General features: G+C 71.6%; 23 protein-coding genes. 16 read left to right on the top strand and 7 right to left on the bottom strand.

Annotated elements, in window-relative coordinates; all coding sequences use genetic code 11:
* Positions 1–45 precede the first annotated feature (45 nt).
* Positions 46–1,065 (bottom strand): GNAT family N-acetyltransferase, encoded by a 1,020-nt coding sequence (locus G6G98_RS07470; protein WP_164232841.1) that lies wholly within the window; start codon positions 1,063–1,065, stop codon positions 46–48.
* Positions 1,066–1,229: 164 nt separating this feature from the next.
* Between G6G98_RS07470 and G6G98_RS07465 the strand changes: the two genes are divergently transcribed.
* The 7 genes from G6G98_RS07465 (at position 1,230) to G6G98_RS07435 (ending at position 7,488) form a co-directional block, all read left to right on the top strand.
* The gene (locus G6G98_RS07465) at positions 1,230–1,562 is read left to right on the top strand and encodes a PadR family transcriptional regulator (RefSeq protein WP_164232843.1); all 333 of its coding nucleotides are present in this window, start codon (positions 1,230–1,232) and stop codon (positions 1,560–1,562) included.
* A gap of 1 nt (position 1,563) precedes the next feature.
* Positions 1,564–2,556, top strand: coding sequence for a permease prefix domain 1-containing protein (locus tag G6G98_RS07460; protein ID WP_164232845.1), 993 nt, complete (start codon positions 1,564–1,566; stop codon positions 2,554–2,556).
* Between the two features lie 88 nt (positions 2,557–2,644).
* On the top strand, positions 2,645–3,556 hold the full coding sequence (locus G6G98_RS07455) for a 1,4-dihydroxy-2-naphthoyl-CoA synthase (RefSeq protein WP_164232847.1): 912 nt from the start codon (positions 2,645–2,647) through the stop codon (positions 3,554–3,556).
* 13 nt (positions 3,557–3,569) lie between these two features.
* Positions 3,570–4,712: an AMP-binding protein gene (locus tag G6G98_RS07450; RefSeq protein WP_164232849.1), complete on the top strand. Its 1,143-nt coding sequence runs from the start codon at positions 3,570–3,572 to the stop codon at positions 4,710–4,712.
* Positions 4,713–4,759: 47 nt separating this feature from the next.
* Positions 4,760–5,551, top strand: a complete 792-nt coding sequence (locus tag G6G98_RS07445) for a class I SAM-dependent methyltransferase (protein WP_164232851.1) — start codon at positions 4,760–4,762, stop codon at positions 5,549–5,551.
* Between the two features lie 61 nt (positions 5,552–5,612).
* Positions 5,613–6,797 (top strand): sensor histidine kinase, encoded by a 1,185-nt coding sequence (locus G6G98_RS07440; RefSeq protein ID WP_164232854.1) that lies wholly within the window; start codon positions 5,613–5,615, stop codon positions 6,795–6,797.
* Positions 6,798–6,852: 55 nt separating this feature from the next.
* Positions 6,853–7,488, top strand: a complete 636-nt coding sequence (locus tag G6G98_RS07435) for a response regulator (protein ID WP_164232856.1) — start codon at positions 6,853–6,855, stop codon at positions 7,486–7,488.
* A gap of 23 nt (positions 7,489–7,511) precedes the next feature.
* Here the strand turns inward: G6G98_RS07435 and G6G98_RS07430 are convergent, their stop codons facing one another.
* On the bottom strand, positions 7,512–9,008 hold the full coding sequence (locus G6G98_RS07430) for a deoxyguanosinetriphosphate triphosphohydrolase family protein (protein WP_164232858.1): 1,497 nt from the start codon (positions 9,006–9,008) through the stop codon (positions 7,512–7,514).
* Positions 9,009–9,118: 110 nt separating this feature from the next.
* On the opposite strand from G6G98_RS07430, the gene G6G98_RS07425 reads away from it, so the two are divergent.
* Both G6G98_RS07425 and G6G98_RS07420 read left to right on the top strand, forming a co-directional pair.
* Positions 9,119–9,880 carry an ABC transporter ATP-binding protein gene (locus G6G98_RS07425; protein WP_164232859.1) on the top strand — a complete coding sequence of 254 codons (762 nt, stop codon included), beginning with the start codon at positions 9,119–9,121 and terminating at the stop codon, positions 9,878–9,880.
* A complete protein-coding gene (locus tag G6G98_RS07420; RefSeq protein WP_164232861.1) occupies positions 9,877–11,349 on the top strand; it encodes an ABC transporter permease in 1,473 nt (490 codons plus the stop codon). Before G6G98_RS07425 ends, G6G98_RS07420 begins: the two co-directional genes overlap by 4 nt.
* A gap of 57 nt (positions 11,350–11,406) precedes the next feature.
* On the opposite strand, the gene G6G98_RS07415 is transcribed toward G6G98_RS07420, so the two are convergent.
* Positions 11,407–11,775 (bottom strand): nuclear transport factor 2 family protein, encoded by a 369-nt coding sequence (locus G6G98_RS07415; protein ID WP_067349160.1) that lies wholly within the window; start codon positions 11,773–11,775, stop codon positions 11,407–11,409.
* Positions 11,776–11,913: 138 nt separating this feature from the next.
* Here G6G98_RS07415 and G6G98_RS07410 point away from each other — a divergent pair, with 138 nt between their 5' ends.
* A complete protein-coding gene (locus G6G98_RS07410) occupies positions 11,914–12,573 on the top strand; it encodes a 2-phosphosulfolactate phosphatase (protein ID WP_164232864.1) in 660 nt (219 codons plus the stop codon).
* Between the two features lie 166 nt (positions 12,574–12,739).
* Positions 12,740–13,243 carry a DUF3054 family protein gene (locus G6G98_RS07405; RefSeq protein WP_164232866.1) on the top strand — a complete coding sequence of 168 codons (504 nt, stop codon included), beginning with the start codon at positions 12,740–12,742 and terminating at the stop codon, positions 13,241–13,243.
* 42 nt (positions 13,244–13,285) lie between these two features.
* Here G6G98_RS07405 and G6G98_RS07400 read toward each other — a convergent pair whose 3' ends face one another.
* The 4 genes from G6G98_RS07400 to G6G98_RS07385 form a co-directional block, all read right to left on the bottom strand.
* Positions 13,286–13,774, bottom strand: a complete 489-nt coding sequence (locus G6G98_RS07400; protein ID WP_164232867.1) for a SprT-like domain-containing protein — start codon at positions 13,772–13,774, stop codon at positions 13,286–13,288.
* A gap of 43 nt (positions 13,775–13,817) precedes the next feature.
* Positions 13,818–14,345, bottom strand: coding sequence for a hypothetical protein (locus tag G6G98_RS07395; protein WP_164232869.1), 528 nt, complete (start codon positions 14,343–14,345; stop codon positions 13,818–13,820).
* Positions 14,346–14,447: 102 nt separating this feature from the next.
* A complete protein-coding gene (locus G6G98_RS07390; RefSeq protein ID WP_164232871.1) occupies positions 14,448–15,308 on the bottom strand; it encodes a spermidine synthase in 861 nt (286 codons plus the stop codon).
* Between the two features lie 29 nt (positions 15,309–15,337).
* On the bottom strand, positions 15,338–16,585 hold the full coding sequence (locus tag G6G98_RS07385; RefSeq protein WP_164232873.1) for an LCP family protein: 1,248 nt from the start codon (positions 16,583–16,585) through the stop codon (positions 15,338–15,340).
* Positions 16,586–16,729: 144 nt separating this feature from the next.
* Here G6G98_RS07385 and G6G98_RS07380 point away from each other — a divergent pair, with 144 nt between their 5' ends.
* Genes G6G98_RS07380 through G6G98_RS07360 form a run of 5 tightly spaced genes read left to right on the top strand, consistent with a single transcriptional unit; the run spans position 16,730 to position 22,228 of the window.
* Positions 16,730–18,025: a sugar ABC transporter substrate-binding protein gene (locus tag G6G98_RS07380; RefSeq protein ID WP_067349174.1), complete on the top strand. Its 1,296-nt coding sequence runs from the start codon at positions 16,730–16,732 to the stop codon at positions 18,023–18,025.
* A 15-nt stretch (positions 18,026–18,040) separates the two neighbouring features.
* On the top strand, positions 18,041–19,015 hold the full coding sequence (locus G6G98_RS07375; protein ID WP_164232875.1) for a carbohydrate ABC transporter permease: 975 nt from the start codon (positions 18,041–18,043) through the stop codon (positions 19,013–19,015).
* Complete coding sequence (locus G6G98_RS07370) at positions 19,012–19,845, top strand: carbohydrate ABC transporter permease (RefSeq protein ID WP_067349178.1); 834 nt, start codon at positions 19,012–19,014, stop codon at positions 19,843–19,845. Before G6G98_RS07375 ends, G6G98_RS07370 begins: the two co-directional genes overlap by 4 nt.
* The gene (locus G6G98_RS07365; RefSeq protein ID WP_164232878.1) at positions 19,842–21,347 is read left to right on the top strand and encodes a glycoside hydrolase family 3 protein; all 1,506 of its coding nucleotides are present in this window, start codon (positions 19,842–19,844) and stop codon (positions 21,345–21,347) included. Before G6G98_RS07370 ends, G6G98_RS07365 begins: the two co-directional genes overlap by 4 nt.
* 14 nt (positions 21,348–21,361) lie before the next feature.
* A complete protein-coding gene (locus tag G6G98_RS07360; RefSeq protein WP_164232880.1) occupies positions 21,362–22,228 on the top strand; it encodes a MurR/RpiR family transcriptional regulator in 867 nt (288 codons plus the stop codon).
* The last annotated feature ends 70 nt before the right edge of the window (positions 22,229–22,298 follow it).

Here is a 22,298-nt window from a genome sequence, read left to right as displayed (position 1 = left end):
AGCCGGGGGTCTCGGCGGCAGGGCGGGGTCTCGGCGACAGGTGCGTCAGCGCAGGCGCTTCTGCAGCTCGCCCATCCGCTCGACCGGGCGGAAGCCGAGCAGCGCGTTGACGGCGAGCATGTGGGCGTTCGACTCGGCGTTGTACGTGTAGACCGCGGGCGTCTGCGGGGCCTCGTGCTGCAGTATCCGCAGGTTCGCCACTTTCACCGCGATGCCGAGCCGGTGGCCGCGGTCGGCGGCGCGCACGAGCGTGCCCCACTGGTAGGCGTTGCCGTCGTCGGCCGACACGACGAGCTGCGTGTATGCGGCCGCCGTGCCGTCGGTGGCCAGGGCGATGGTGCCGAACGACGTGCGTCGCTGGCTCTCGAGGAGCTCCTCGACCTCGCGGATGCTGCGGACATCGGGCGTCTGCGGCTCGATGTCGAGGTCCCCGGTCGGCGCCTCGGTCTCCAGCGTCGCATCGAGGACCGTCCAGCTCTCCACGACGTCGTCGGGGATGCGACCTGCCCAGCTACGGATCTCGTAGCCGGCGATCGCCGACGCGATGTCCTCGTCGATGCGATCGAGGAGCGCCGGGTCGACCGGGAGGGCGAGGCGGTTCTGCACGTCGCCGAGCGCGAGCGCGTAGCCGTGCCGACGGGCGAACTCGCGCCCAGGGCTTCCCGCACCCTCAGGGCCGAGCTCGTACGGCCAGCTCGTGCTGCCCTGAGCCGTGGTGCGCCCCGCGCTACGGGCCTCCTGCTCGAGGAAGGCGAGCGCATCGCCGCCGTGGCCGCGGCGGCGATGGCGCGGCGGCACGCCGATGCCGATGTGGGCGACATGGGTGTTGTCCTTCAGCGGAAGCCCGAGGCTCGCGCATCCGACCACCGCGCCGCGGTCCCGCAGCAGGTAGGCGCGTCGCTCGGAGACCGACGAGTCCTGCTGGAGCTCCTTGCGGGTCTCCTCACGGCTCCAGATCACGGCATCCCGCCCGCGGTCCGCGCGCTCGGCCTCCGCATAGGCGTCCCACCACGCGTCGACCGCGTCGTCGTCGAACGGGTCGATGCGGCTGATCTCGAGCGTCATGGTTTCACGCTAGCGCCCGCGATCGGCCATCCCCCCGCTCCCGTCGCTCGAGCTGTCGAGTCGGGGGCCGGTGAGTCGACAGTTCGAGCGACGGGAGCGGATTACTCGGACACACATGTCTGCGCGATTGACAATGGTGTGTGACACACAGTAATGTGATCGACATGAACGAGACGCTCGACACGCACCTGCAGGAGCTGCGGCGCGGCACCGCGGTGCTGGCCTGCCTGCAGCTGCTGCGCACAGCGGGCTACGGCTACGGACTGCTCGAGCAGCTCGAGAGCCGCGGCTTCGCCACCGACGCGAACACGCTGTACCCGCTGCTGCGGCGGCTCGAGAAGCAGGGGTACCTCACCAGCGAGTGGAACACCGACGAGGCCCGTCCCCGCAAGTTCTACCGCACCTCCGACGACGGCATCCGCCTCGCCGGCACCCTCACCGACGAATGGCGCGCGCTGACCATCGCCATCGCCTCTCTCACCGCAGAGGAGAACTGACATGACCGCAACGGCCACCCTCACCGAGCGTTACATCGGCGCGACCATCCGCAGCCTGAAGCCCGAGATGCAGGACGACGTCCGTGCGGAGCTCGAGGCCTCCATCGCCGATGCGATCGAAGCCCGGCTCGAACAGGGCGAGTCGGGGGCGGATGCCGAGCGCGCCGTGCTCACCGAGCTCGGTGATCCCGGCGTCCTCGCCGCGAGCTATGCTGACCGGCCGCTGCACCTGCTGGGGCCGAAGTACTACCTCACCTGGTGGCGGCTGCTGAAGCTGCTGCTGTGGATCGTGCCGGTGAGCGTCGTCGGCGCCCTCGTGCTCGGGCTTCTGCTCTCCGGGGCGGCCGTCGGGGAGACCATCGGCCAGGCGGTGTCCGTCGGGCTCACTGTCGCGGTGCACGTGTGCTTCTGGACCACGCTGGTGTTCGTCGTGCTGGAGCGCACCGGCGCCGACACCGGCGTGAGATGGGATGTCGATCAGCTGCCCGAGGCGCAGGAGGACGGCGCGGGGCGCAGCGAGCTGATCGCCTCCCTCGTGTTCCTCGGCATCTCCGCCGCGGCGCTGCTGTGGGACCGTCTCCGCGGCTTCGTCGTCGCCGACGGCGAAGGCCTGTCGATCCTCGACCCGCAGCTGTGGCCGTGGTGGATCGGGCTGCTGTTCGCGCTCCTCGTCGCCGAGGCGGTCTTCGCCGTGTTCGTCTTCCGCAGGGGAGGCTGGAGCACAGGCGCGGCCGTCGTGAACACCGTCCTCGCCCTGGCGTTCCTCGCCTGGGTGATCGTGCCGCTGGTGCGCGGCGAGCTCGTCAACCCGGAGTTCCTCGCTCACGTGACGGCGGCCGGCGGGGAGGGCTTCGCGGCCGGCGACGCCGAGGCCGCGGGCGAGGGAGGCATCCTCCGCATCCTCGCCGTCCTCCTCGGCTTCGGTGTCGCGGCAGGCGTCGCCTGGGACGTCATCGACGGCTGGCGCAAGGCCGTGCGCGCCCGTCGCGCCTGAAGGCGTCCGCGCATGAGGGCGCAGCTCCGCGCGGCATCGCCCTCATGTCGGACGCACCGGAACCCGGCGCGGGAATAGGCTGGATGCCGTGGCCAGCGCATTCGTCTCAGACCTGTTCGACCCCGCCGAATGGGTGCTCGCGCCCGGCGCGGAGGACTACACCGACATCACGTCGCACGTCTCGGTCGACGGGGGCGTCGCGCGCATCGCGTTCGATCGTCCGGAGGTGCGCAACGCCTTCCGGCCGCACACGGTCGACGAGCTGTACCGCGCCCTCGACATGGCCCGGCAGGACCCGCGCATCGGCGCCGTGCTGCTCACCGGCAACGGACCGAGCCCGAAGGACGGCGGCTGGGCGTTCTGCTCCGGCGGCGATCAGCGCATCCGCGGACGTGACGGCTACAAGTACTCCGACGCCGTCGACTCCGTGGCGGATCCGGCGCGTGCCGGTCGCCTGCACATCCTCGAGGTGCAGCGGCTGATCCGCTTCATGCCCAAGGTCGTGATCGCGGTCGTCCCCGGCTGGGCGGCCGGAGGAGGCCACTCCCTGCACGTCGTCTGCGACCTCACCATCGCCTCCGCCGAGGAGGCCCGCTTCAAGCAGACGGATGCCGATGTCGGCAGCTTCGACGCCGGATACGGCTCCGCGTACATGGCCCGGCAGACCGGCCAGAAGATCGCCCGCGAGGTGTTCTTCCTCGCCGAGGAGTACTCCGCGCAGCGCGCCTACGAGATGGGCGCGGTGAACCGTGTGGTGCCGCACGCCGAGCTCGAGCGCGAGGCACTGAAGATGGCCCGCACCGTGCTCACCAAGTCGCCGACCGCGATCAGGATGCTCAAGTTCGCGTTCAACGCCGTCGACGACGGACTCGTCGGCCAGCAGGTGTTCGCCGGCGAGGCCACCCGCCTCGCCTACGGCACCGACGAGGCGGTCGAGGGGCGCGACTCCTTCCTCGAGAAGCGCGCGCCCGACTGGTCTTCCTTCCCCTACCACTACTGACCCGGAGCCTGCCATGGTGGCGCTGATCCCGACGGATGCCGAGGACGCCGCTGCGCTGCGCGAGGCCCTGGTCCGCGCCCTCGACGGCGGCCCGGCGCTCGGATTCGGGATGCTCGCCGGTGCCCCGGAGCACGTGCCGGAAGGCACCGCCGCCGTGATCGCGACGTCCGGCTCGAGCGGCGTCCCCAAGCAGGTGGTGCTGAGCGGCGAGGCGCTGCGCGCGAGCGCGGAGGCGACGGCCGCCCGGATCGGCAGCGGCCGGTGGCTGCTCGCCCTTCCCGCGAGCTATGTCGCGGGACTCCAGGTGATCGTGCGCTCGGTGGTCGCCGGCACCCATCCCGCGGTGCTGGACGGCCGGTTCTCCCCGGAGTCGTTCGCCGAGGCGACGCTGTCGATGGTCCGCACCGGAGGGGACCCGCTGTTCACCTCGCTCGTGCCTGCGCAGCTCGCGACGCTGCTCGACGCCTCCGGCGATGCGGCCGCGCGCGCCGCGCTGCAGGCGTACCGTGCCATCCTCGTCGGCGGGCAGGCGCTCCCCGAGCCGCTGCGGGACCGGGCGGCCGACCTCGGCGTGCGGCTGGTGCGGACCTACGGCTCCACAGAGACCAGCGGCGGGTGCGTCTACGACGGCGTGCCGCTCGACACGGTCGGCGTCCGCGTCGTCGACGGCGAGCTGCGCATCGCCGGTCCCATGCTCGCAGACGGATACCTCGGCGACGGCGAGCTCACCGCGCGCACGTTCTCCCGCGACGAGCACGGCATCCGCTGGTACCGCACCGGCGACCTCGGTCTCATCGAGAACGGCGTCGTTCGGGTGCACGGCCGTGCCGACAACGTCATCGTCTCCGGGGGCATCAACATCTCCCTCGACCGGGTGGAGCGCTTGGTGCGCCGCGTGCCCGGCCTGCACGAGGCGGTCGTCGTCGGCGTCGACGACGAGCGCTGGGGGGAGGCCTCGGTGATCGTCGTGACACGCGGGGAGTCGCTGCGGCGCAGCGAGTCCGAGCAGCTCGAGCACGCGCGCGAGATCGTCGCGGCTGAGCTCGGCAAGCACGCCCGCCCCGCGCGGCTCGTGGTCGTGGACGAGCTGGACGTGCTGGCATCCGGCAAGCCCGATCGGGAGGCGATCCGCCGGGCGGTGGCAGACCTGCGCTGAGCGTCGCCCGTGCGCGGCCGCCACCGGACCGACTGCCAGACTGAACCATGGCCTCCTACACGCACGGACACCACGAGTCCGTCCTCCGATCGCACAACACCCGGGACATCGCGAACTCGGCCGCATACCTGCGGCCGCATCTGACCTCCGAGACGCGGCTGCTCGACGTCGGGGCGGGTCCCGGCACGATCACGGCGGACTTCGCCGGAGTGGTCGCTCACGTCACCGCCACGGAGATCGACGACGCCGCCCTGTCCCTCTCCCGCGACCTCACGACATCCCGCGGCCTGACGAACCTCGACTTCTCCGTCGAGGACGTGCATACGCTGAGCTTCCCCGATGACAGCTTCGACGTCGTGCACGCGCACCAGGTGCTGCAGCATGTCGGCGATCCGGTGCAGGCGCTCCGCGAGATGCGCCGAGTCGCCGCGCCCGGCGGCATCGTCGCCGCGCGCGACGCCGACTACGCCGGCTTCCTCTGGTTCCCGCTCCTGCCGGAGCTCGACCGCTGGCTCGACCTGTACCGGCGGGCGGCACGCGCCAACGGCGGCGAGCCGGATGCCGGACGGCGGCTGCTCGCCTGGGCGCGCGCCGCCGGCTTCGAGGACATCACGGCGACGGCATCCACCTGGTGCTACTCGACGCCGGAGCAGCGCGCATGGTGGGGAGGCATGTGGGCCGACCGCATCCTGGAATCCGCCCTCGCCCGCCAGCTCACCGACAGCGGCATGGCGAGCGCCGCCGATCTGCGGGCGATCAGCGACGCGTGGAAGCGCTGGGCCGACGACGGGGACGGCTGGTACCTCGTGCCGCACGGGGAGATCCTCGCCCGCGCCTGATCCGCGCGGATACATCTCCAGACGGATGCTCTCCGCGCGGCCGCTCGCGTAGCGTGGGGGAGTGATCCGGCCGCTGTCCCGCACGGCGCTCGCCCTCGACATCCTGGGCGCAGCGCTGCTCTTCGTCATCCTGACGCCCATGTCGGTCGTCTTCTACGGCCCCGGCGTGGGGGGACCGGAGATCTCCGGCGTCTCGGTCGCGGCGGTCGTCGTGGCCGGCATCGTGATGTTCGGCGGCGTGGCGATCGGCAGGCTGGCGCCGGGGCTCGCCTTGGCGGCCGCCTGGGTGGGCGCGGTGCTGCAGATGCTGGCCGGGTTCGGGCCGCTGCCGATCGACTTCGCGATCCTGCTCGTGCTGTACGCGACCTCCGCGTGGGGTACGCGCACAGTGCTCTGGTGGGGGTTCGGCTCGACGCTGCTCGGCGGCGTCGTCGCCGCCGCGTACATGGTGCTCGTGAGCGGGGTCGCCTTCGGCTCGGGGACGGGGTGGGAGCAGCTGACCGCAGGCACCCTGCTGCTGGCGGTCTCGATCCTCTCGCTCGGCTTCGCCTGGGTGAGCGGGCTGCTCTGGCGGGTCGTGCTGCGGTCGCGCCGCACGAGGGCGGCCCAGGTGCAGGCGGAGCTGCAGGCGGCGGAGGAGCAGGAGCGGGTGCGGATCGCCCGCGACATGCACGACATCGTCGCGCATTCGCTCGCCGTCGTCATCGCGCAGGCCGACGGCGCCCGCTACGCGGCGGCCGCGAAGCCCGAGCTCGCCACAGAGGCGCTCGGCACCATCGCGCAGACCGCCCGCGGCGCGCTGTCCGACGTGCGGCTGCTGCTCACGCAGCTGCGCCACCGGCAGGGCGACGGACCGCAGCCGACGCTCGCCGACCTGGAGACCCTGTTCGCACAGGTGCGGAAGGCGGGCATCGAGCCGCGCATCACGGTCGACCCGATGCCGCCGGGGGAGCCACCGGGGGCGATCCAGCTCGCCGTGTACCGCATCCTGCAGGAGGCGCTGACCAACGCCCTCCGCCACGGCGACGGTGCAGTGGACGTGCACCTGGCCTGGCTGGACGACCGCGTCGACATCCAGGTGCGTAACATTGCCGGCTCCGGGCAGGCCCAGACCCCCGGCGGACACGGTCTGATCGGAATGCGCGAACGCGCGCAGCTCGTGGGCGGTAGCCTTTCGGCGGAGCGCCAGGGCGAGCAGTTCGTCGTCCGCGCCTCGCTCCCCATCGGAGCATCGGACCGCGATTGAGCCCCGCACGGGCCGGAGGGTCGGTGGCTCGCGCGCGCAGATTCAGGAGAAGTGAATGATCAGGGTCGTACTCGTCGATGACCAGGCGCTGTTCCGCGCCGGCATCCGGATGCTCGTCGCCTCGCAGCCCGACCTCGATGTGGTCGGCGAGGCGGGCGACGGCCGTGAGGCGATCGACCTGGTCCGCACCACGCGACCCGACGTCGTGCTGATGGACATCCGGATGCCGGTGATGGACGGCCTCACCGCCACCGCCGAGATCCTGTCTCAGCCCGACCCTCCGCGGATCGTCATGCTGACGACATTCGACCTCGACGAGGCGGCGGCGCGCGCGATCCGTCAGGGGGCGAGCGGCTTCCTGCTGAAGGACGCCGACCCGGAGTTCCTCCTCGCCGCGATCCGCACCGTGCACTCCGGCTCCAGCGTCATCGCGGCCTCCGCGACGCGCGACCTCTTCGAGCACTTCGCCGAGGCGCCCAAGCCGGTGCCCGCGCAGTACGGCGACCTGACCGACCGCGAGCGGGAGATCTTCGCCCTCGCCGCCCGGGGGCTGTCGAACTCGGAGATCGCGGCGCGCGAATACCTCAGCGAGGCGACCGTGAAGACGCACATCAGCCGCATCCTCACCAAGCTCGCGCTGCGCGATCGCGTGCAGCTGGTGGTCTTCGCGTTCGAGCACGGGCTCGCCTGAGACCGAACTCGAGGAACGGGGCGTCAGAGCCCCTGGCCGGCATCCCACAGGCGCTCGGTCCGGCCTGCCAGCATCGCGTCGAGCGACACCGCCTGGGCGTCGGTGAGCGATGCGATGTAGTCGATGATGCCGCGTCCGCGGGCGAGCGCGTCGAGCTCGTCCGCGGTGCGCGAGGCGACCCGCTCCGGTGACTCCGCCCGCAGCCGGCGGTGGTCGTCCGTGGCGAGCTCCACGAGATCGAGCAGGCGTCGCGGCGCCCGGCGGGCGTCTTGAGGATCGTCGAGCCACGCCGTGAACCCGTCGACGAGCCGCTCCAGCACGCTGGCCTGCCCGCGCTGGTAGACGGTGAGGTCGGGGCGCTCGAGGATGAACCTCTCGTGCAGGAACTTCAGCACGGCGACCTCATGCCACGCCTGCCGGTTCAGGCTGACGTGGCCGGAGCGGGGATCCGGATGCCGGTGCACCTCGATCGATGACTGCAGGCGCGCGATCCACGCCGTCGTGAACCTCGCGAGCGACCGTTCGCTGGCGAGGGAGCCGTCGAACGGCTCCGCGACGAGTCCGTCGATCACCTCGGCGCCGACCTTGGACACGGCCTCGGCGAAGGCATCCGCATCCGCGATCCAGCCGTCCTTGCTGCGCAGACGCCTCCAGAGCAGCTCCAGCGCGTGACCCGGGGTCCTGGTGCCGGCGGCGAGGACCTCGGCATCCTCTCCGCGCAGTCGGGCGACGTCGCGATGCCATGCCCGGAACTCGGCCGAGAGCGTCGCCGGGTTCAGCAGCCCCGCGCGATAGAAGTCGTCGAGGTCGTGCAGCGAGTAGGCGATGTCGTCGGAGATGTCCATGATGGAGCACTCGACGGTCTGCTGACCCTGCTCGATCAGCGGGTAGGCGGCGAGGGCCTGACGCGCGTCCTGCTCGTCGACGGCGTAGTAGTTGAACTTGCTCGCACCTCCCCGCCGGCTGCCGCCTTCTCCGCGGCGCCACGGGTACTTCAGCACGGCGGCGCGCACCGCCGCCGTGAGGTTGAGCCCGACCCCGGGGCGGTCGTGCTCGTCGAGGCGGGTGAGGATGCGGTACGTCTGCGCGTTCCCCTCGAAGCCCTCGGCCAGGCCGAAGCGGGCGCGGGCCAGCCTGTCGAGCGTCTGCTCGCCCAGGTGCCCGAACGGCGGATGACCGAGGTCGTGCGCTGCGGCCGCGGCCTGGACCACGACAGGATGCGCCCCGCCGAGCTCGGCCACGATCCGGCTCGGCTCGTCGGTGCGCGTCGACAGGTGCGTGGCGATCGCCCGTGCCACCGCGGCGACCTTGATCGAATGCGTGAGCCGGTTGTGCACGGCCAGCCCCGCGCCGGTCTGCGAGATCACCTGGGTGACCGCGGAGAGCCGGGAGTAGAAGGGGGAGAAGCGGATGCGCTCCACATCCACCCGGAAGTGCGGGTGCCCTTCGGCGCGCTGGAACTCGTCGAGCGTCTCGGGCAGGCGTCGGGTCTGGCGGGGGTCGAGTCCGTCGTGGAGCATGAGGTCAGTGTGTCATCCGCGTCGCCGTTTCGCGGATCATCCTTCCGATGTACGAGCATGCGCCGTCAGGGCGACGCGCCGGGCGCACCCCCGGAAATAGCGTCGAAGGCATGGAGATCACGACCACCGACCTCGGGCTCGCCGCCCGCGTCCAGCACCTGAAGAAGACCTACGGCGCCGGCGAGGGAACCGTCCACGCCCTCGACGACGTGAGCGTCGGCATCCGCCGGGCCCAGTTCACCGCGATCATGGGGCCGTCCGGCTCCGGCAAGTCCACGCTCATGCACATCATGGCGGGGCTCGACACCCCCACCGAGGGGCGCGCCTGGATCGGCGACACCGAGATCACCGGCCTCGGCGACCTCGACCTCACGATCCTGCGCCGCCGCCGCGTGGGGTTCATCTTCCAGGCGTTCAACCTCGTGCCGACGCTCACGGCGCTCGGCAACATCATGCTGCCGTTCGAGCTCGACGGACGCCGCCCCAGCGCGATCGAGAAGGCCCGCATCGACGGGCTGATCGAGACCCTCGGACTCGGCGCGCGCCTGCACCACCGCCCGCACGAGCTCTCCGGCGGGCAGCAGCAGCGCGTCGCCATCGCCAGAGCGCTGGCCACGGCGCCTGACCTCGTCTTCGCCGACGAGCCCACCGGCAACCTCGACTCCCGCACCGGACGCGAGGTGCTGCAGCTGCTCGCCACGGCGAGTCGCGAGCACGGCCAGTCCATCGCCATGGTGACGCACGACGCGATCGCCGCGAGCCACGCCGACCGCGTGCTCTTCCTCGGCGACGGCCGCATCGTCGCCGACCACCCGCGCCAGAGCGCCGAGGAGATCGCGGCGTACATGCTCGCCGCCGAGGTGGCGGCATGAGCGCCGCGGCTCCCGCGCTGTTCGACACCGTCGTCCCCGAGACGGCGGCCACCGCGCCGCGCCTGTCGTGGCTGCGTGACCGCGGCATGGGGGCGAGCATCCTCGTCGCCGCGCTGTCGGCCGCGTTCGGCGTCATCCTCGTCGAGACGACCGCGTACATCGGGGCCGTCCTCCAGGCGGACCCGTTCATCGGCGACAGCGAGACGCTCGCGTTCGTCGTCGCCCTGCTCTCGGTGCTGCTCACCGCCGTCGCGATGTACGTGGCGGCCATCGTCACCGCGAACACCTTCTCGACGATCATCGCCGGCCGCACCCGGCAGATCGCCCTCATGCGGCTGATCGGCGCGACCGCGCGCTCGCAGCGCGCCGAGGTCGGCCGCCAGGGCCTCGTCGTCGGCGTGATAGGCGCCGTCATCGGCCTGCTCGCCGGGCTCGGCGTCGCCGCGATCGGCGTGCAGGTGGGGAGCGCGCTGATCGAGAACGATCCCGTCGGCTTCACGCTCGCCCAGCCGTTCCTCGTGCTGCCCGCGCTCGGCGTCGCCCTGACCACCTGGGCCGCGGCCTGGGTCGGCTCCCGCCGGGTGCTCGCGGTCACTCCGCTGCAGGCGATCGGCGGCTCCGTGGAGCGCACCCATGAGGAGGTCTCCCGTCCGGGTCGCCACGTCGGAGCGTGGGTGCTGCTCGTCACGGGTGCGCTGCTGCTCGCGGCGGGCGTCGTGGTCGGGCTCGCGTCTCCGCTCGGCGTCGTCGTCGCGTTCTTCGGCGGCCTGCTCTCGTTCACGGGGCTCGCGCTCGGCGCCGTGCTGTTCATGCCGCCGGTCCTTCGGATCGTCGGCCGCCTGTTCGGCTCGAGCGCCACCGCGCGCCTCGCCGCCGAGAACGCGCTGCGCTACCCCGAGCGCTCCTCCCGGATGGCGATCGGCGTCGTGATGGGCGTCACTCTCGTGACGATGTTCGCCGTGGCGCTGGAGTCGGTCAAGCAGATGATGGTCGCACAGGTCGAGGGGGAGGTGCCAGCGGAGTTCTTCGCCCCGTACGACGCGTTCGGCGCGGTCATGATGGTGCTCGTCGCGGTGTCCGCCGTGATCGCCGCCGTCGGGCTGGTGAACCTGCTGACGATCGGCGTCGTGCAGCGCCGGCGCGAGCTCGGCCTGCTCCGCTCGATCGGTCTGTCGAACGGGCAGGTGCGCCGGATGGTGCTGCTCGAGGCCACGCACATCACGGTCGCGGCGACGCTCACCGGTCTCGTGCTCGGCGTCGTCTACGGCTGGATCGCCGCGCAGTCGCTGCTCGGCTCGGTGCCGACGCTCCCGGACTTCACTCCGGCCGGTCTGGTCGCCCCCCACGTGCCGTGGCTGCCGGTGGTCATCATCGTCGCGGCGACCGCGGCGCTGACGCTGGTCGCCGCAGCGACTCCGACTCGCCTCGCCACCCGCGTGGCGCCGGTCGAGGCGCTCGCCGCGGACTGACGACATCGCACGGAGGCCCTGTCGCCCTCGGGGACGACGGGGCCTCGGTGCGCAGGCTCAGACCACCTCGACCCAGGCCGACCGCCACTCGGGAGGGTCGAACGGCTCGCTCCAGTACGCCGTCTCCCGCTCGATGCGGCCGTCGCGGAACTCGAACACGAACACCGTCGCGTAGACGGGGCCGCCGTAGTCGAGCCGAGCCTCCGCGACGACGAGGTCTCCGGCGCTCAGCATCCGCCGAGGGGTGATGGTCGGCAGCTGCGGGAACGCGCCGTAGATCGCTCTGCGGTTCTCCGCGCCGTGCACCTGCTCGCCGGACTGCGGCCAGTCCATGACCGCGTCATCGTGGAACAGCTCGTCCATGACGCCGATGTCGCGCGCGTTGATCGCGTCGATCAGCCGGCGAACGACGGCTTCGTTCTCCATGCTCACCGCACAGCCTCCGTTCCGAGGGGGCGGTCCGTCCGGTTCGGGCCGGCAGGCCGCTGAGGAGTGACGATCTCAGGATCCTCCGTCGTCGCACGCGCCACAAGAGCATGCGTCGCGGGAGCCTAGGCTGGACGGATGCCGTCTCCGTTCGACCAGTCCGCCTATCAGGTCCGCCTCGAATGGGGCGTCGACGGGCTCGCCCGCCTGGCGCCCGCCGACGTCGTCGTGGTCGTCGACGTGCTCCGCTTCTCCTCGACGCTGCCCGACACCGTCGCCGCGGGCGTCGTCGTCCCGCTGGCGGACGCGGTGGAGTGGTCGTCGAACGGCGCGGTCGTGGTCTCCGCCGCCGCGCCGGCGGCGACCGTGCTCGTGGGCGGCATCCGCAACGCCGCAGCCGTGGCGCGGTCGATCGCGACGATCCAGGAGCGGCGGCAGGCGCGCACGTCCGTCTCCGTGATCGCCGCCGGCGAGGTCGCCGCGGAGGGCGGTCTGCGCTTCGCAGTGGAGGATCAGCTCGGCGCCGGCGCGATCATCGCCGCGCTCACCGACCTGGGCATCGATCACACGGCACCGGACGCCGCCGTCGCGGCAGAGGGCTTCCGTGCGCTGCGCGGTGCTCTCCGGCATCTGCTCACCGCCAGCGGATCAGGGCGCGAGCTCGAGATCGGCGTCGCATCGACGGCGCGGATGGCCCGCTCCGGCATCACGCCGGCGAGCGTGGCGGATGCCGCGGCCCTGGACGCCGTCGACGTCGTCCCGATGCTCGCGGACGGCGTCTTCGTCGCGTTCGAGTGAGGGCGCCGGGTACTGGGCCGGTGCATTCGTCCTGGACCCGCACCCGGGATGGATCCGGTCGCTTCCGCGGTGTCGACGGCGGCGAGAAGCGTCCCTGAGGAGTGCGGGCGCGCAACAGGCCGCACGCCCGCAGTCGAATCCGCACGCGCCGACGTAGGGTCATGGCATGAGATACCTCCCCGCTCTCATCCTCGATGCCGTCCTGGTGCTTGTCTTCGCGGTGATCGGCCGCGCCTCCCACAGCGAGGACCCGGCGGGCTTCCTCCTCACCGCCTGGCCCTTCCTCATCGCGCTCGTCGTCGGGCACGGTGTGGCCGCGCTGCTGAGCCGGCGCCCGCGGCGGCCCTGGTCGCCGGTCTGGGGCGCGGTCGTCTGGATCGTCACGGTGGCCGGCGGCATGCTGCTGCGGGTGCTCTCCGGCGACACGGCGCAGCTGCCGTTCATCATCGTCGCGACGATCGTCCTCGGCGTGTTCCTGCTCGGGTGGCGGGCGCTCGCCGCAGTGCTGCGCAGGCGCCGGGCCGGAGCGGGTGCCGGGTCGGCCGCGGATGCCGGAGCGGCGCCGGTCGTCGCTGCGGACGCGGGCGACCGCCCCGAGCGACGCACGGAGCACGACAGCGGCGCGGATGCCGATGGCAGCGGTTCCGAATCCGGTGGTGGCGCGGACTGACGTTCGCGCGGCAGACACTCGCGCGGCCGGCACTCGCGCGGTTCAGCGCGGAGACTGCGCGGCGAGACGCTCGTCCGCGGTGATCTCCCGGCGGGTCCAGGCGAACAGGTGCCGGGCGTCGAAGGTGCGTGAGCAGCGGGCGCAGGAGGTGGCTCGCGACGGGCGGCGGTGACGGTATGTCACGTGGCCGGCGGGGCAGCGTCCGACCCAGGGGGCGAGTTCGACGGCGGTCTCGCCGCGATGGGTCGTGCCGCCGACGTAGCCGAGGTCACGGGCGATGCGCTTCCAGGAGGGACCGTGCGCGGCCTCATGTCCGGCCAGCGCGTGCGCGACCTCGTGCAGCAGCACCTGGTGGATCTCGTCGTCGTCGAAGCGGGCCGCGAGATAGCGGGACACCGTGATGCGCTTCTTCGTGTAGTCGCACTGCCCGGCGCGCCGCTTCGCATGGTCGAAACCGAAGGACCAGCTCTCGTCGAGATGCAGCGCGATCAGCGCCTCGCCCCAGATGCGCACACGGTCGAGTTCCGCCATGCGAACAGGCTAAGGCATACCGCGGACATCGCGGCGGGCGGCCTCAGCCTGCGACGAGCTGTGAGGATCGGCGGCGTTCCACGGCCTCGATCGCCAGCAGCGCGGTCTCCAGCTCGCGGTCCTCCGCGCCCGACTCGCGCCGCAGGAACAGCGAGCGCTTGAAGCTCTCGCGCGCCGTCTCGTAGTCGCCGGCGTCGTATGCGTTCTTGCCGTGGTGCTGGTGGGCGAAGGCGGCGATCGACCGCCACCCCTGGCCCTCCGCCTCGTCGGCGCAGGTGGCGAGCTCCTGCTCGGCGGCGGCGTGCGCCCCCCGGTACTGCAGGATCGTGGCGTGCAGCACGCGGGCGCGCAGCACGTCCTTGCGGGTGCCAGCCATGCGGGCCTGGCGGACGGTCTCGTCGGCGAGCGTCAGCGCCTCGTCGAGGCGATTCAGCACCTTCAGCAGCCAGACGCGCTCCAGCAGAGCGGGGAGGCTGCGCTGGTTCTCGATCTCCGCGAGCCGTGCCGCGCACTCATCGAGATCGACCAGTTCGCGGAGGTTCTCCTGGTCGTACCCCCGGATGAAACTCATTGCTCTCCTTCCGCAGCGTCCCCCGTCCAGTGTGCATGGCGGTGTCCGGGTCCCGGTCGAGGCACGCCCCGAGTCGCCGCATCCGGATTCACGGCCGCGGCCTCAGCGCAGGAACAGCGAGGCGTCGGGGCGCGGGGAGGCCACGGCATCCGCATCCGTCACGATCCGGGCCCCCTGCACGAAGGCGCGGACTTCGGCGCCCTGCGCGATCTTCGCCGGATGCGGGCCTGCCGCCAGCATCCGCGGCAGCCATTCCGTCGGCAGCGGGGCGGCGGATGCGGCGATCACGAGGTTGCCGAAACGGCGCCCCTTGAGCACCTGCGTGTCGGCGAGGATGCCGAGCTCCGGCAGCACCTCCCCGATCGTCGCGACCTGACGACGCGCGAAGGCGAGCCCTGGCCCGTCCGCCACGTTGACGAGGAGCACCCCGCCGGGGCCGAGCAGCTCCGCGACCTCCCGGTAGAACTCCACGCTCGTCAGATGCGCAGGCGTCTGAGCGCCGGAGTACACATCGGACACGACGAGGTCGCAGCTGCCCGCGATCGCCGCGGGCAGCCGGTGCACGCCCTCGCGGGCGTCGCCGATCCGGATGCGGATCGAGGCGCCCCTCGGCAGGGGGAGATGCTCGCGGACGAGGGCGGCGAGCGGGCCCTCGAGCTCGATCACCTGCTGCCGCGATCCGGGGCGGGTGGCCTCGATGTAGCGGGGGATGGTGAGCGCGCCGGCGCCGAGGTGCACGGCCGTGAGCGGTCCTTCCGGGAGCTGGTCGATGACGGCGCCCATCCGCACGATGTATTCGAAGTGCAGGTGCGTCGGGTCGCTGAGGTCGACGTGCGACTGGGGAGTGCCGTCGACGACGAGCTCGAACCCGCTGGTGAACTCGGAGGGCACGATGCTCGCGATGCCGCCGTGGTCCAGCCGGGCCTGAGGATGCTCGGTGTCGCGCGCTCTGGTCCTGCCCATGCTCTGAGACTACGCGCCCGCGGCGGAGGTCAGTTCAGCTGCCCGACCGCGCAGGTCTCCTGGTCGACGCTCTGTCCGGAGATGTCGGGCGGCAGGGTGGCCCGCGGTGCCGGGGTGGCCGTCGACCCCGGCACGGGTGTCGGCGTCGGCGCGGGGGACACGAGCTCGACGCCGTCGTGCGTCGCCACGTCGCCGGTGAGCTGCAGGGGCTGCCCGGACTTCACGGCCGCCCAGAGCGCGGCGGCGGCGTTCTCGTCCGGCACGACCTTGTCGTCGTCATCCGGGTCGGTCAGGTTCGGGAACTGCACGAACACGAAGTCGCTGAACGGCACGTCGTTCAGGGCGAGGGCCAGCTGCGCGAGCCGCAGCGGATCCTTGAGCTGCTCGCTCGGCACGATGTTGTCGGCGATGGCGCTGGCCAGCCGCAGCACCTTCGGCACGTCGGTGAGCGTCTCCTCGCTGAGCACCTTCTTCGCCAGCCGCGACATGTACTGCTGCTGATTGGAGATGCGGGCCAGATCGCTGCCGTCGCCCACGCCGTGCCGGGTGCGGATGAACTGCAGCGCCTCCGTGCCTGAGACCGTGCGGAGTCCGGGCGGCCAGTCGATTCCGGTGTGCTCGTCGCGGATGCCGTCGCCGGCGATGCAGACCTCGACGCCCCCGATCGCATCGGTGACCGCCATGACGCCGTCGAAGCTGATCTTCGCCGCGAACTCGATCGGGATGTCCGCGAGATCGGAGACGGTCTTCACCACGCAGGAGAGTCCGGCGTGCTCGTAGACGGCGTTGATGGAGGCCTTGCGCATCGCGGAGGCGGTCGACCCGTCTTCGCGCTCGCACTCGGGCACGGGGATGCCGAGGTCGCGGGGGAGGGAGACCACGGTGACGTTGCGCGGCGCCGCGGACACGTGCACGAGCAGGTTCACGTCGTTCCGCTGCAGCCCGTCCGCCTCGCTGCACCGCTTGCCGAACAGGCTCGTGGAGACCTCGCCGCACTCGTCGGTCCCGACGATGAGGATGCTGAAGGCCTTGTCCGCCGGGTAGGCGCCGAGCGATGGCGGATCCACGTCGGGGGCGTCCTCGAGGGTGACGGCGCCGTCGCCCACCCTGTTGACGACATCGAAGACGATGAACGACGCGACCGCGATCGCGGAGACGACGAGCACGCCGAGGGCGATTCCGAGGAACCGGAGCAGAGAGCCCAGGGCGCTCGGCGTGGGCAGCGTCGCATGTCGTGCGACTGTCGAGCGGACTCCGTCTTCCTGGGGGCGGCTCATGCCGTGAGCCTACCTCTGGAAGTTTGTGTCACGACGAGGTGACGATTCCGGGAATAACTTGCAGGGTATTAGTTAGTCGTGGATACTTATTCCCAAGTGGCGGGCACCCGGTGCCGCCAGGACGTTTCAAAGAGGAGATCCCTGATGCACAAGCGCATTCTTCCGGCCGTGGCGCTCGGCGCCGCAGCCACCCTCGGCCTCGCGGCCTGCGCGGGCGGAAGCACCGGCAGCGGCGACGAACCCGTCGACGGCAAGGGGCAGGAGCTCACCGTCTGGATCATGAAGGGCACCAACCCCGACTCCACCGCCTTCTACGACGCCGTCTCCGAGGCGTTCGAGGAGGAGACCGGCGCCACGGTCACCATCGAAGAGGTGCAGTGGGCCGACGCGCACGACCGCTTCGTGACCTCGATCGCGGGCGGCACCACTCCCGACATCGCCGAGACCGGCACGACCTGGACTGCGGAGTTCGCCGATGCCGGTGCGCTGCTGCCGATCGACGAGTACGTCGACGCCGAGAAGGGCCTGCGCGACGACCTCGTCGAGGGACTCGAGGTCGCGGGCACCTACGACGAGGAGCTGTACGGCATGCCCTGGTACGCCGGCGTCCGCTCGCTCGTGTACCGCACCGACGTCTTCGAGGAGCTCGGCCTCGAGGCCCCGAAGTCCTGGGACGACATCGTCGCGGCCGGCGAGGCGATCAAGGCCGCCAAGCCCGACATGCTCCCGTTCCCGGTCCCCGGCGACGCCGAGTTCCAGGTGTACCCCTGGGTCTGGGGCGCGGGCGGCGAGGTCGCGACCCTCGACGGCGACGAGTGGACGAGCGAGCTGGACAGCGAGGAGTCGCAGGAGGGCATCGAGTTCTACACCGGGCTCGCCACCGAGCACGGCTTCTCGTCCGCCGGCGCGACCACCTGGAAGGAGACCGACCTCCGCGACGCCTTCACCCAGGGCAACGTCGCGATGATGCTCTCCGGCTCGTGGACCCCGAAGGCGCTCGTCGAGGCCAACCCCGAGCTCGAGGGAAAGATCGGCGCCGCCGTGATCCCCGGCAAGGACGGCGGCATCGCCCCCTCCGTGCTCGGCGGCTCGCACCTCTCCGTCTTCAACACGACGAAGAACGCCGACCTCGCGTGGGAGTTCGTCAAGCTCATGACCACCGGCGAGTTCGCCGAGAAGTGGGCCGACGAGACCGGCTACTTCCCGGGCGTCCAGTCCGCGATGGAGGAGGCGCTCGCCTCGACCGACCCGCTCGTCGCCCCGTTCGCGCAGCAGATGGTCGAGGGCGGAGCATCCGTGCCGGTGACCCCGAACTTCGGCGCCGTCCAGGCGAAGAAGACGACCAACTCGATGATCCAGGCCATCCTCGGCGGGCAGAAGGACGTCGCCACCGCGACGAAGGATGCCGCCGCCGAGATGACCGAACTGCTCAACCAGTAAGGCAGCATCCCCTCCATGTCGACGGTGCACGCGCCACTGCCGGCCACGGAGGCGGAGTCCCCCTCCGCCTCCGTGGCCGGCGGGCGGCCCACCCAGGGCCTCTCCCTGGTGAAGGCCCGCCCCTGGCTCCTCCTCGCCCCCGGGCTGATCATCCTCGCGGTGCTCATGCTCTGGCCGCTCGTGCAGGTGTTCCTCTACTCGCTGCAGGACTACGGCCTGCGTGAGATCAACACCGGCGAGAGCAACTGGATCGGCCTCGGCAACTACGTCGAGGCGCTCACGGACTCGGCTCTGTGGACAGTGGTGCTGCCGAACACCGTCGGCTTCGCGGCCGTCGCCGTGTTCGTCACGGTCGCCGTCGGCACCCTCGTCGCGCTCCTGCTGGCACGGCTGGGCACCCTCTGGCGCACCGTCGTCTCCAGCTGCATCATGGTCGCGTGGGCGATGCCCGCGGTGACCGGCACCTACGTCTGGACCTTCATCTTCGATGCCGACCGCGGCATCTTCAACACCGTGCTGAAGGACGCCGGGCTCATGGACCAGTCCGTGAACTGGTTCACCAACCAGTGGTCGTTCTACGCGATCGTCCTGCTCAACGTCGTGCACCACGGGTTCCCGTTCGTCGCGATCACCGTGCTCGCCGGTCTCCTCGGCGTCTCCAGGGAGATGCTCGAGGCTGCGGCGCTCGACGGCGCGAACGCGTGGCGCCGCTTCTGGCAGATCGTGTTCCCGACGCTCAGGCCGGTCTTCTCCGTCGTCATCATCCTGTCCACGATCTGGGACTTCAAGGTGTTCGCGCAGGTGTACCTGATGCCCGGCGGCAACGGCGGCAACCGATCGGTGCTGAACCTCGGCGTCTGGTCGTACGTGGAGTCCTTCGGACAGAACCGGTACGGCTTCGGCGCGGCCCTCGCCGTGCTGCTCACGATCGTGCTGATCGGCATCACGATCGTGTACATCCGCTCGCTCATGAAGGAGGACGAACTGTGAACCCCCGTCCGTCCGTCCTCTCCCGCGTCGGCGTCGGCATCGCCGTCGCGGCCGTCCTGATCTTCACCCTGTTCCCGGTGTACTGGATGGTCTCCAGCGCGCTCGACGCGAAGGCGTCCAGCGGCGGGCAGTCGCTGCTCCCGCAGGAGTTCACCTTCGACAACTTCGCCTACGTCCTCACCGACGGCGGCTTCGGCACCTACCTCCGCAACTCGGCGATCGTGGCCCTCGTCACGGTGCTGGTGAGCGCGCTGGTGTGCCTGCTCGCGGCCGTCGCCGTCGCGCGCTTCCGGTTCCGGTTCCGCACCACGATCCTCATGCTGATCCTCGTCGTGCAGATGGTGCCGCTCGAGGCGCTGGTCATCCCGCTGTTCCTCCAGGTGAAGAGCCTCGGGCTGCTGAACAGCATCCTCGGCCTCATGGTCGTGTACGTCGCGCTCTCGCTGGCCTTCGGCATCTGGATGCTGCGCGGATTCGTCGCGGCCGTGCCGGTCGAGCTCGAGGAGGCCGCGTACATCGACGGCGCGAGCTGGTGGCGCATGTTCCGCTCGATCCTGCTGCCGCTGGTGATGCCCGGCCTCGTCGCCACGAGCATCTTCAGCTTCATCACGGCATGGAACGAGTTCATCTTCGCGATGACGATCCTCGGCAGCGCGACGGACCAGTACACGGTGTCCATCGGGCTCAAGTCGTTCTTCGGCCTGCACTCGAACGACTGGGGCAGCATCATGGCCGCGTCGACGATCATCACGATCCCCGTCATGATCTTCTTCGTCATCGTGCAGCGGCGCCTCTCTGCCGGCATGGTCGCCGGCGCGGTGAAGGGATGAGCGACGAGCTCACCCGGCTCGCGAACGGCGTGCTCTGGCCGGGCTTCCTCGGGACCTCGGCGCCGGAGTGGCTGCTGGCCGAGCTGCGCGACGGGCTCGCCGGGGTGGTCTACTTCGGGCAGAACGTCGGCGGCGATCTCCCCGCACTCAGCGCGGAGATCCTCGCAGCGAACCCGGCGGCGCTGATCGGCATCGACGAGGAGGGCGGCAGCGTCACCCGGCTGGAGTCGGCGACCGGCTCCACGCTCCCCGGCGCGGCGCAGCTCGGCGCCCTCGACGACGCGGACGCCACCCGGGCCACGGGCGCCGAGCTCGCCCGCCGCGTGCGCGCCGTCGGCGGCAACGTGATCCTCGGACCGGTCGCCGACGTGAACACAGACCCCCGCAACCCGGTGATCGGCGTGCGCTCCTTCGGAGACGAGGAGGCTCTCGTCTCCCGTCATGTGGTGGCCGCGGTCGACGGCATCCAGCGCGGCGGCGTCGCCGCCTGCGTGAAGCACTTCCCCGGCCACGGTGACACGCACCTCGACTCGCATCACGCGCTGCCGGAGATCGCGCTGCCCCTCGACGAGTACGAGCGGGTGCACCTCGCACCGTTCCGCGCTGCGATCGAGGCGGGTGCGGACAGCATCATGACCGCGCACATCGTCGTCCCCGGGTGGGGGACGGCGCCGGCCACGCTGAACGCCCGGGTGCTCGGGATGCTGCGCGGGTGGGGGTTCGACGGCGTGATCATCACCGACGCGCTGGACATGGCGGCGATCCGCGAGACCGTCGGCATCGGCGGGGGAGCGGCACGGGCGCTCGCCGCGGGCGCCGACCTGCTCTGCATCGGCAACCCGACGAACCCGGGCGAGGCCGCGCACGCCGACCAGGACGTCCGCGACTTCCGGGCCGCACGGGACGGTATCGTCGCGGCGCTCCGCGACGGCACGCTCTCCCGGGAGCGGGTGGCGGAGGCGGCGGCGCGTGTCGCCGCGCTGTCGGCGAAGCTCCATGCGGCTCCGGATGCCGGGGATGGGGAGCCGCTCGACGCCGCCGACGTCGTGCGCAGAGCGGTCGAGATCCCCGAGGGACTGCCCGCCGGAGCATCCGCCCTCGCCGTCGTCGACGCCCGCCGACGGTCCTCTCTCGCGGTGGACAGCGCCGCCGGCTACGTCGCCGGAGCCCTCGCAGGGGGCGGCCACCGGGCGCGCCTGGACGTCGCAGGCAGCACCGCGGAGGAGCAGGACGCGGTGCTCGCCGAGGCCGTCGCCGCCGACGGGATCACCGTGCTCCTCGTCGACCGCCCTGATTCGGATGCCGCGCAGCGCGCGCTCGTCGAGCGTGCGGCGCAGCGGGATCCGTGGGCCGTCGTCGTGAACGTCGGACTGGCCCCCCAGCGGCCGCTGCCGCTGCCGACCGTGCAGGTGCGCGCGGCCAGCAGGATCGGCGCCGAGATCGCCAGGGAGGCGCTGCTCGGCGCGTCCTCGTCCTCGGATCGCACGGAGTCGCCCGGCTGAGGCAGGATGGCACCGTGGACGCAGACGTTCTCGCACTGGTGCGCCGCTCGGTCCCGCGGCTGAGCGCTGCGGAGGCCCGGGTCGCCGAGACGATCCTCGGCGACCCGACGCTCGTCGTCGATCTCGCGATCAACGACCTCGCGAAGCTCTGCCGGACCTCGCTCTCGACGGTCGCCCGGTTCGCCCAGTCCCTCGGATTCAGCGGGTACCGCGAGTTCCGGGTCGCGGTCGCCCGCACCGTCACGCTGGCTCAGGCGCAGCAGGCGCGCTTCGGTCTCGACACCACCGCGATCGACCCGGGGGACGAGCCGGCGACGGTCGCCGCGAAGCTCGCCGCGCAGGAGATCGACGCGATCGAGAAGACGGCACGCGGGCTGGACGCGGACGCCCTGGACCGGGTCGCGCGCGCGGTCGTCGCCGCGCGTCACATCGATCTGTTCGGCCAGGGGGCTTCCTCCCTCACCGCGCAGGACCTGCAGCAGAAGCTCGCACGCATCGGCTGCTCCGTCGCTCACTCCGCCGACCCGCACCTCGCCCTCACCACGGCGTCGCTGCGCACCGCGGGGGACGTCGCGATCGCCTTCTCGCACGGCGGTGAGACGCTCGAGGTGGTGCGCGCCGTCGAGGTGGCACGGGACGCCGGGGCGCTGACCGTGGCGGTCACGAGCGTGGCGGAGTCGGCCCTCGCGCTCGCCGCCGACGTCGTGCTGCTCACCCACGCGCACGAGTCCCCGTTCCGGATGGCGGCGATGTCGAGCCGCATCGCGCAGCTCGCGCTCGTCGACATCCTCTTCGTCCGCGTCGTCCAGCATCGCGGCGAGCCGGTCGCGGTGCCGCTCCAGCTCACGCACGACGCCGCGGCACCCCGTCACCGCCGCTGACCGCGCTCAGTCCACGTGGTCGCGGGTGCTGGCGAGGGCGCGGGCCCCCCGGTCGTTGAGCGAGGGAGCG

Source organism: Microbacterium hydrocarbonoxydans (genome assembly GCF_011752045.1).
Classification (GTDB): Bacteria; Actinomycetota; Actinomycetes; order Actinomycetales; family Microbacteriaceae; genus Microbacterium.
The sequence above is the reverse complement of the archived record's forward strand: the minus strand, read 5'-3'. Positions and strand labels throughout refer to the sequence as shown.

What these genes read in the sequence shown, in the direction of transcription:
- G6G98_RS07470 (WP_164232841.1), bottom strand. Translation starts at nt 1,065, where the DNA reads ATGACGCTCGAGATCAGCCGCATCGACCCGTTCGACGACGACGCGGTC.
- G6G98_RS07465 (WP_164232843.1), top strand. Translation starts at nt 1,230, where the DNA reads ATGAACGAGACGCTCGACACGCACCTGCAGGAGCTGCGGCGCGGCACC.
- G6G98_RS07460 (WP_164232845.1), top strand. Translation starts at nt 1,564, where the DNA reads ATGACCGCAACGGCCACCCTCACCGAGCGTTACATCGGCGCGACCATC.
- G6G98_RS07450 (WP_164232849.1), top strand. Translation starts at nt 3,570, where the DNA reads ATGGTGGCGCTGATCCCGACGGATGCCGAGGACGCCGCTGCGCTGCGC.
- G6G98_RS07445 (WP_164232851.1), top strand. Translation starts at nt 4,760, where the DNA reads ATGGCCTCCTACACGCACGGACACCACGAGTCCGTCCTCCGATCGCAC.
- G6G98_RS07435 (WP_164232856.1), top strand. Translation starts at nt 6,853, where the DNA reads ATGATCAGGGTCGTACTCGTCGATGACCAGGCGCTGTTCCGCGCCGGC.
- G6G98_RS07430 (WP_164232858.1), bottom strand. Translation starts at nt 9,008, where the DNA reads ATGCTCCACGACGGACTCGACCCCCGCCAGACCCGACGCCTGCCCGAG.
- G6G98_RS07425 (WP_164232859.1), top strand. Translation starts at nt 9,119, where the DNA reads ATGGAGATCACGACCACCGACCTCGGGCTCGCCGCCCGCGTCCAGCAC.
- G6G98_RS07420 (WP_164232861.1), top strand. Translation starts at nt 9,877, where the DNA reads ATGAGCGCCGCGGCTCCCGCGCTGTTCGACACCGTCGTCCCCGAGACG.
- G6G98_RS07415 (WP_067349160.1), bottom strand. Translation starts at nt 11,775, where the DNA reads ATGGAGAACGAAGCCGTCGTTCGCCGGCTGATCGACGCGATCAACGCG.
- G6G98_RS07410 (WP_164232864.1), top strand. Translation starts at nt 11,914, where the DNA reads ATGCCGTCTCCGTTCGACCAGTCCGCCTATCAGGTCCGCCTCGAATGG.
- G6G98_RS07405 (WP_164232866.1), top strand. Translation starts at nt 12,740, where the DNA reads ATGAGATACCTCCCCGCTCTCATCCTCGATGCCGTCCTGGTGCTTGTC.
- G6G98_RS07400 (WP_164232867.1), bottom strand. Translation starts at nt 13,774, where the DNA reads ATGGCGGAACTCGACCGTGTGCGCATCTGGGGCGAGGCGCTGATCGCG.
- G6G98_RS07395 (WP_164232869.1), bottom strand. Translation starts at nt 14,345, where the DNA reads ATGAGTTTCATCCGGGGGTACGACCAGGAGAACCTCCGCGAACTGGTC.
- G6G98_RS07390 (WP_164232871.1), bottom strand. Translation starts at nt 15,308, where the DNA reads ATGGGCAGGACCAGAGCGCGCGACACCGAGCATCCTCAGGCCCGGCTG.
- G6G98_RS07385 (WP_164232873.1), bottom strand. Translation starts at nt 16,585, where the DNA reads ATGAGCCGCCCCCAGGAAGACGGAGTCCGCTCGACAGTCGCACGACAT.
- G6G98_RS07380 (WP_067349174.1), top strand. Translation starts at nt 16,730, where the DNA reads ATGCACAAGCGCATTCTTCCGGCCGTGGCGCTCGGCGCCGCAGCCACC.
- G6G98_RS07375 (WP_164232875.1), top strand. Translation starts at nt 18,041, where the DNA reads ATGTCGACGGTGCACGCGCCACTGCCGGCCACGGAGGCGGAGTCCCCC.
- G6G98_RS07365 (WP_164232878.1), top strand. Translation starts at nt 19,842, where the DNA reads ATGAGCGACGAGCTCACCCGGCTCGCGAACGGCGTGCTCTGGCCGGGC.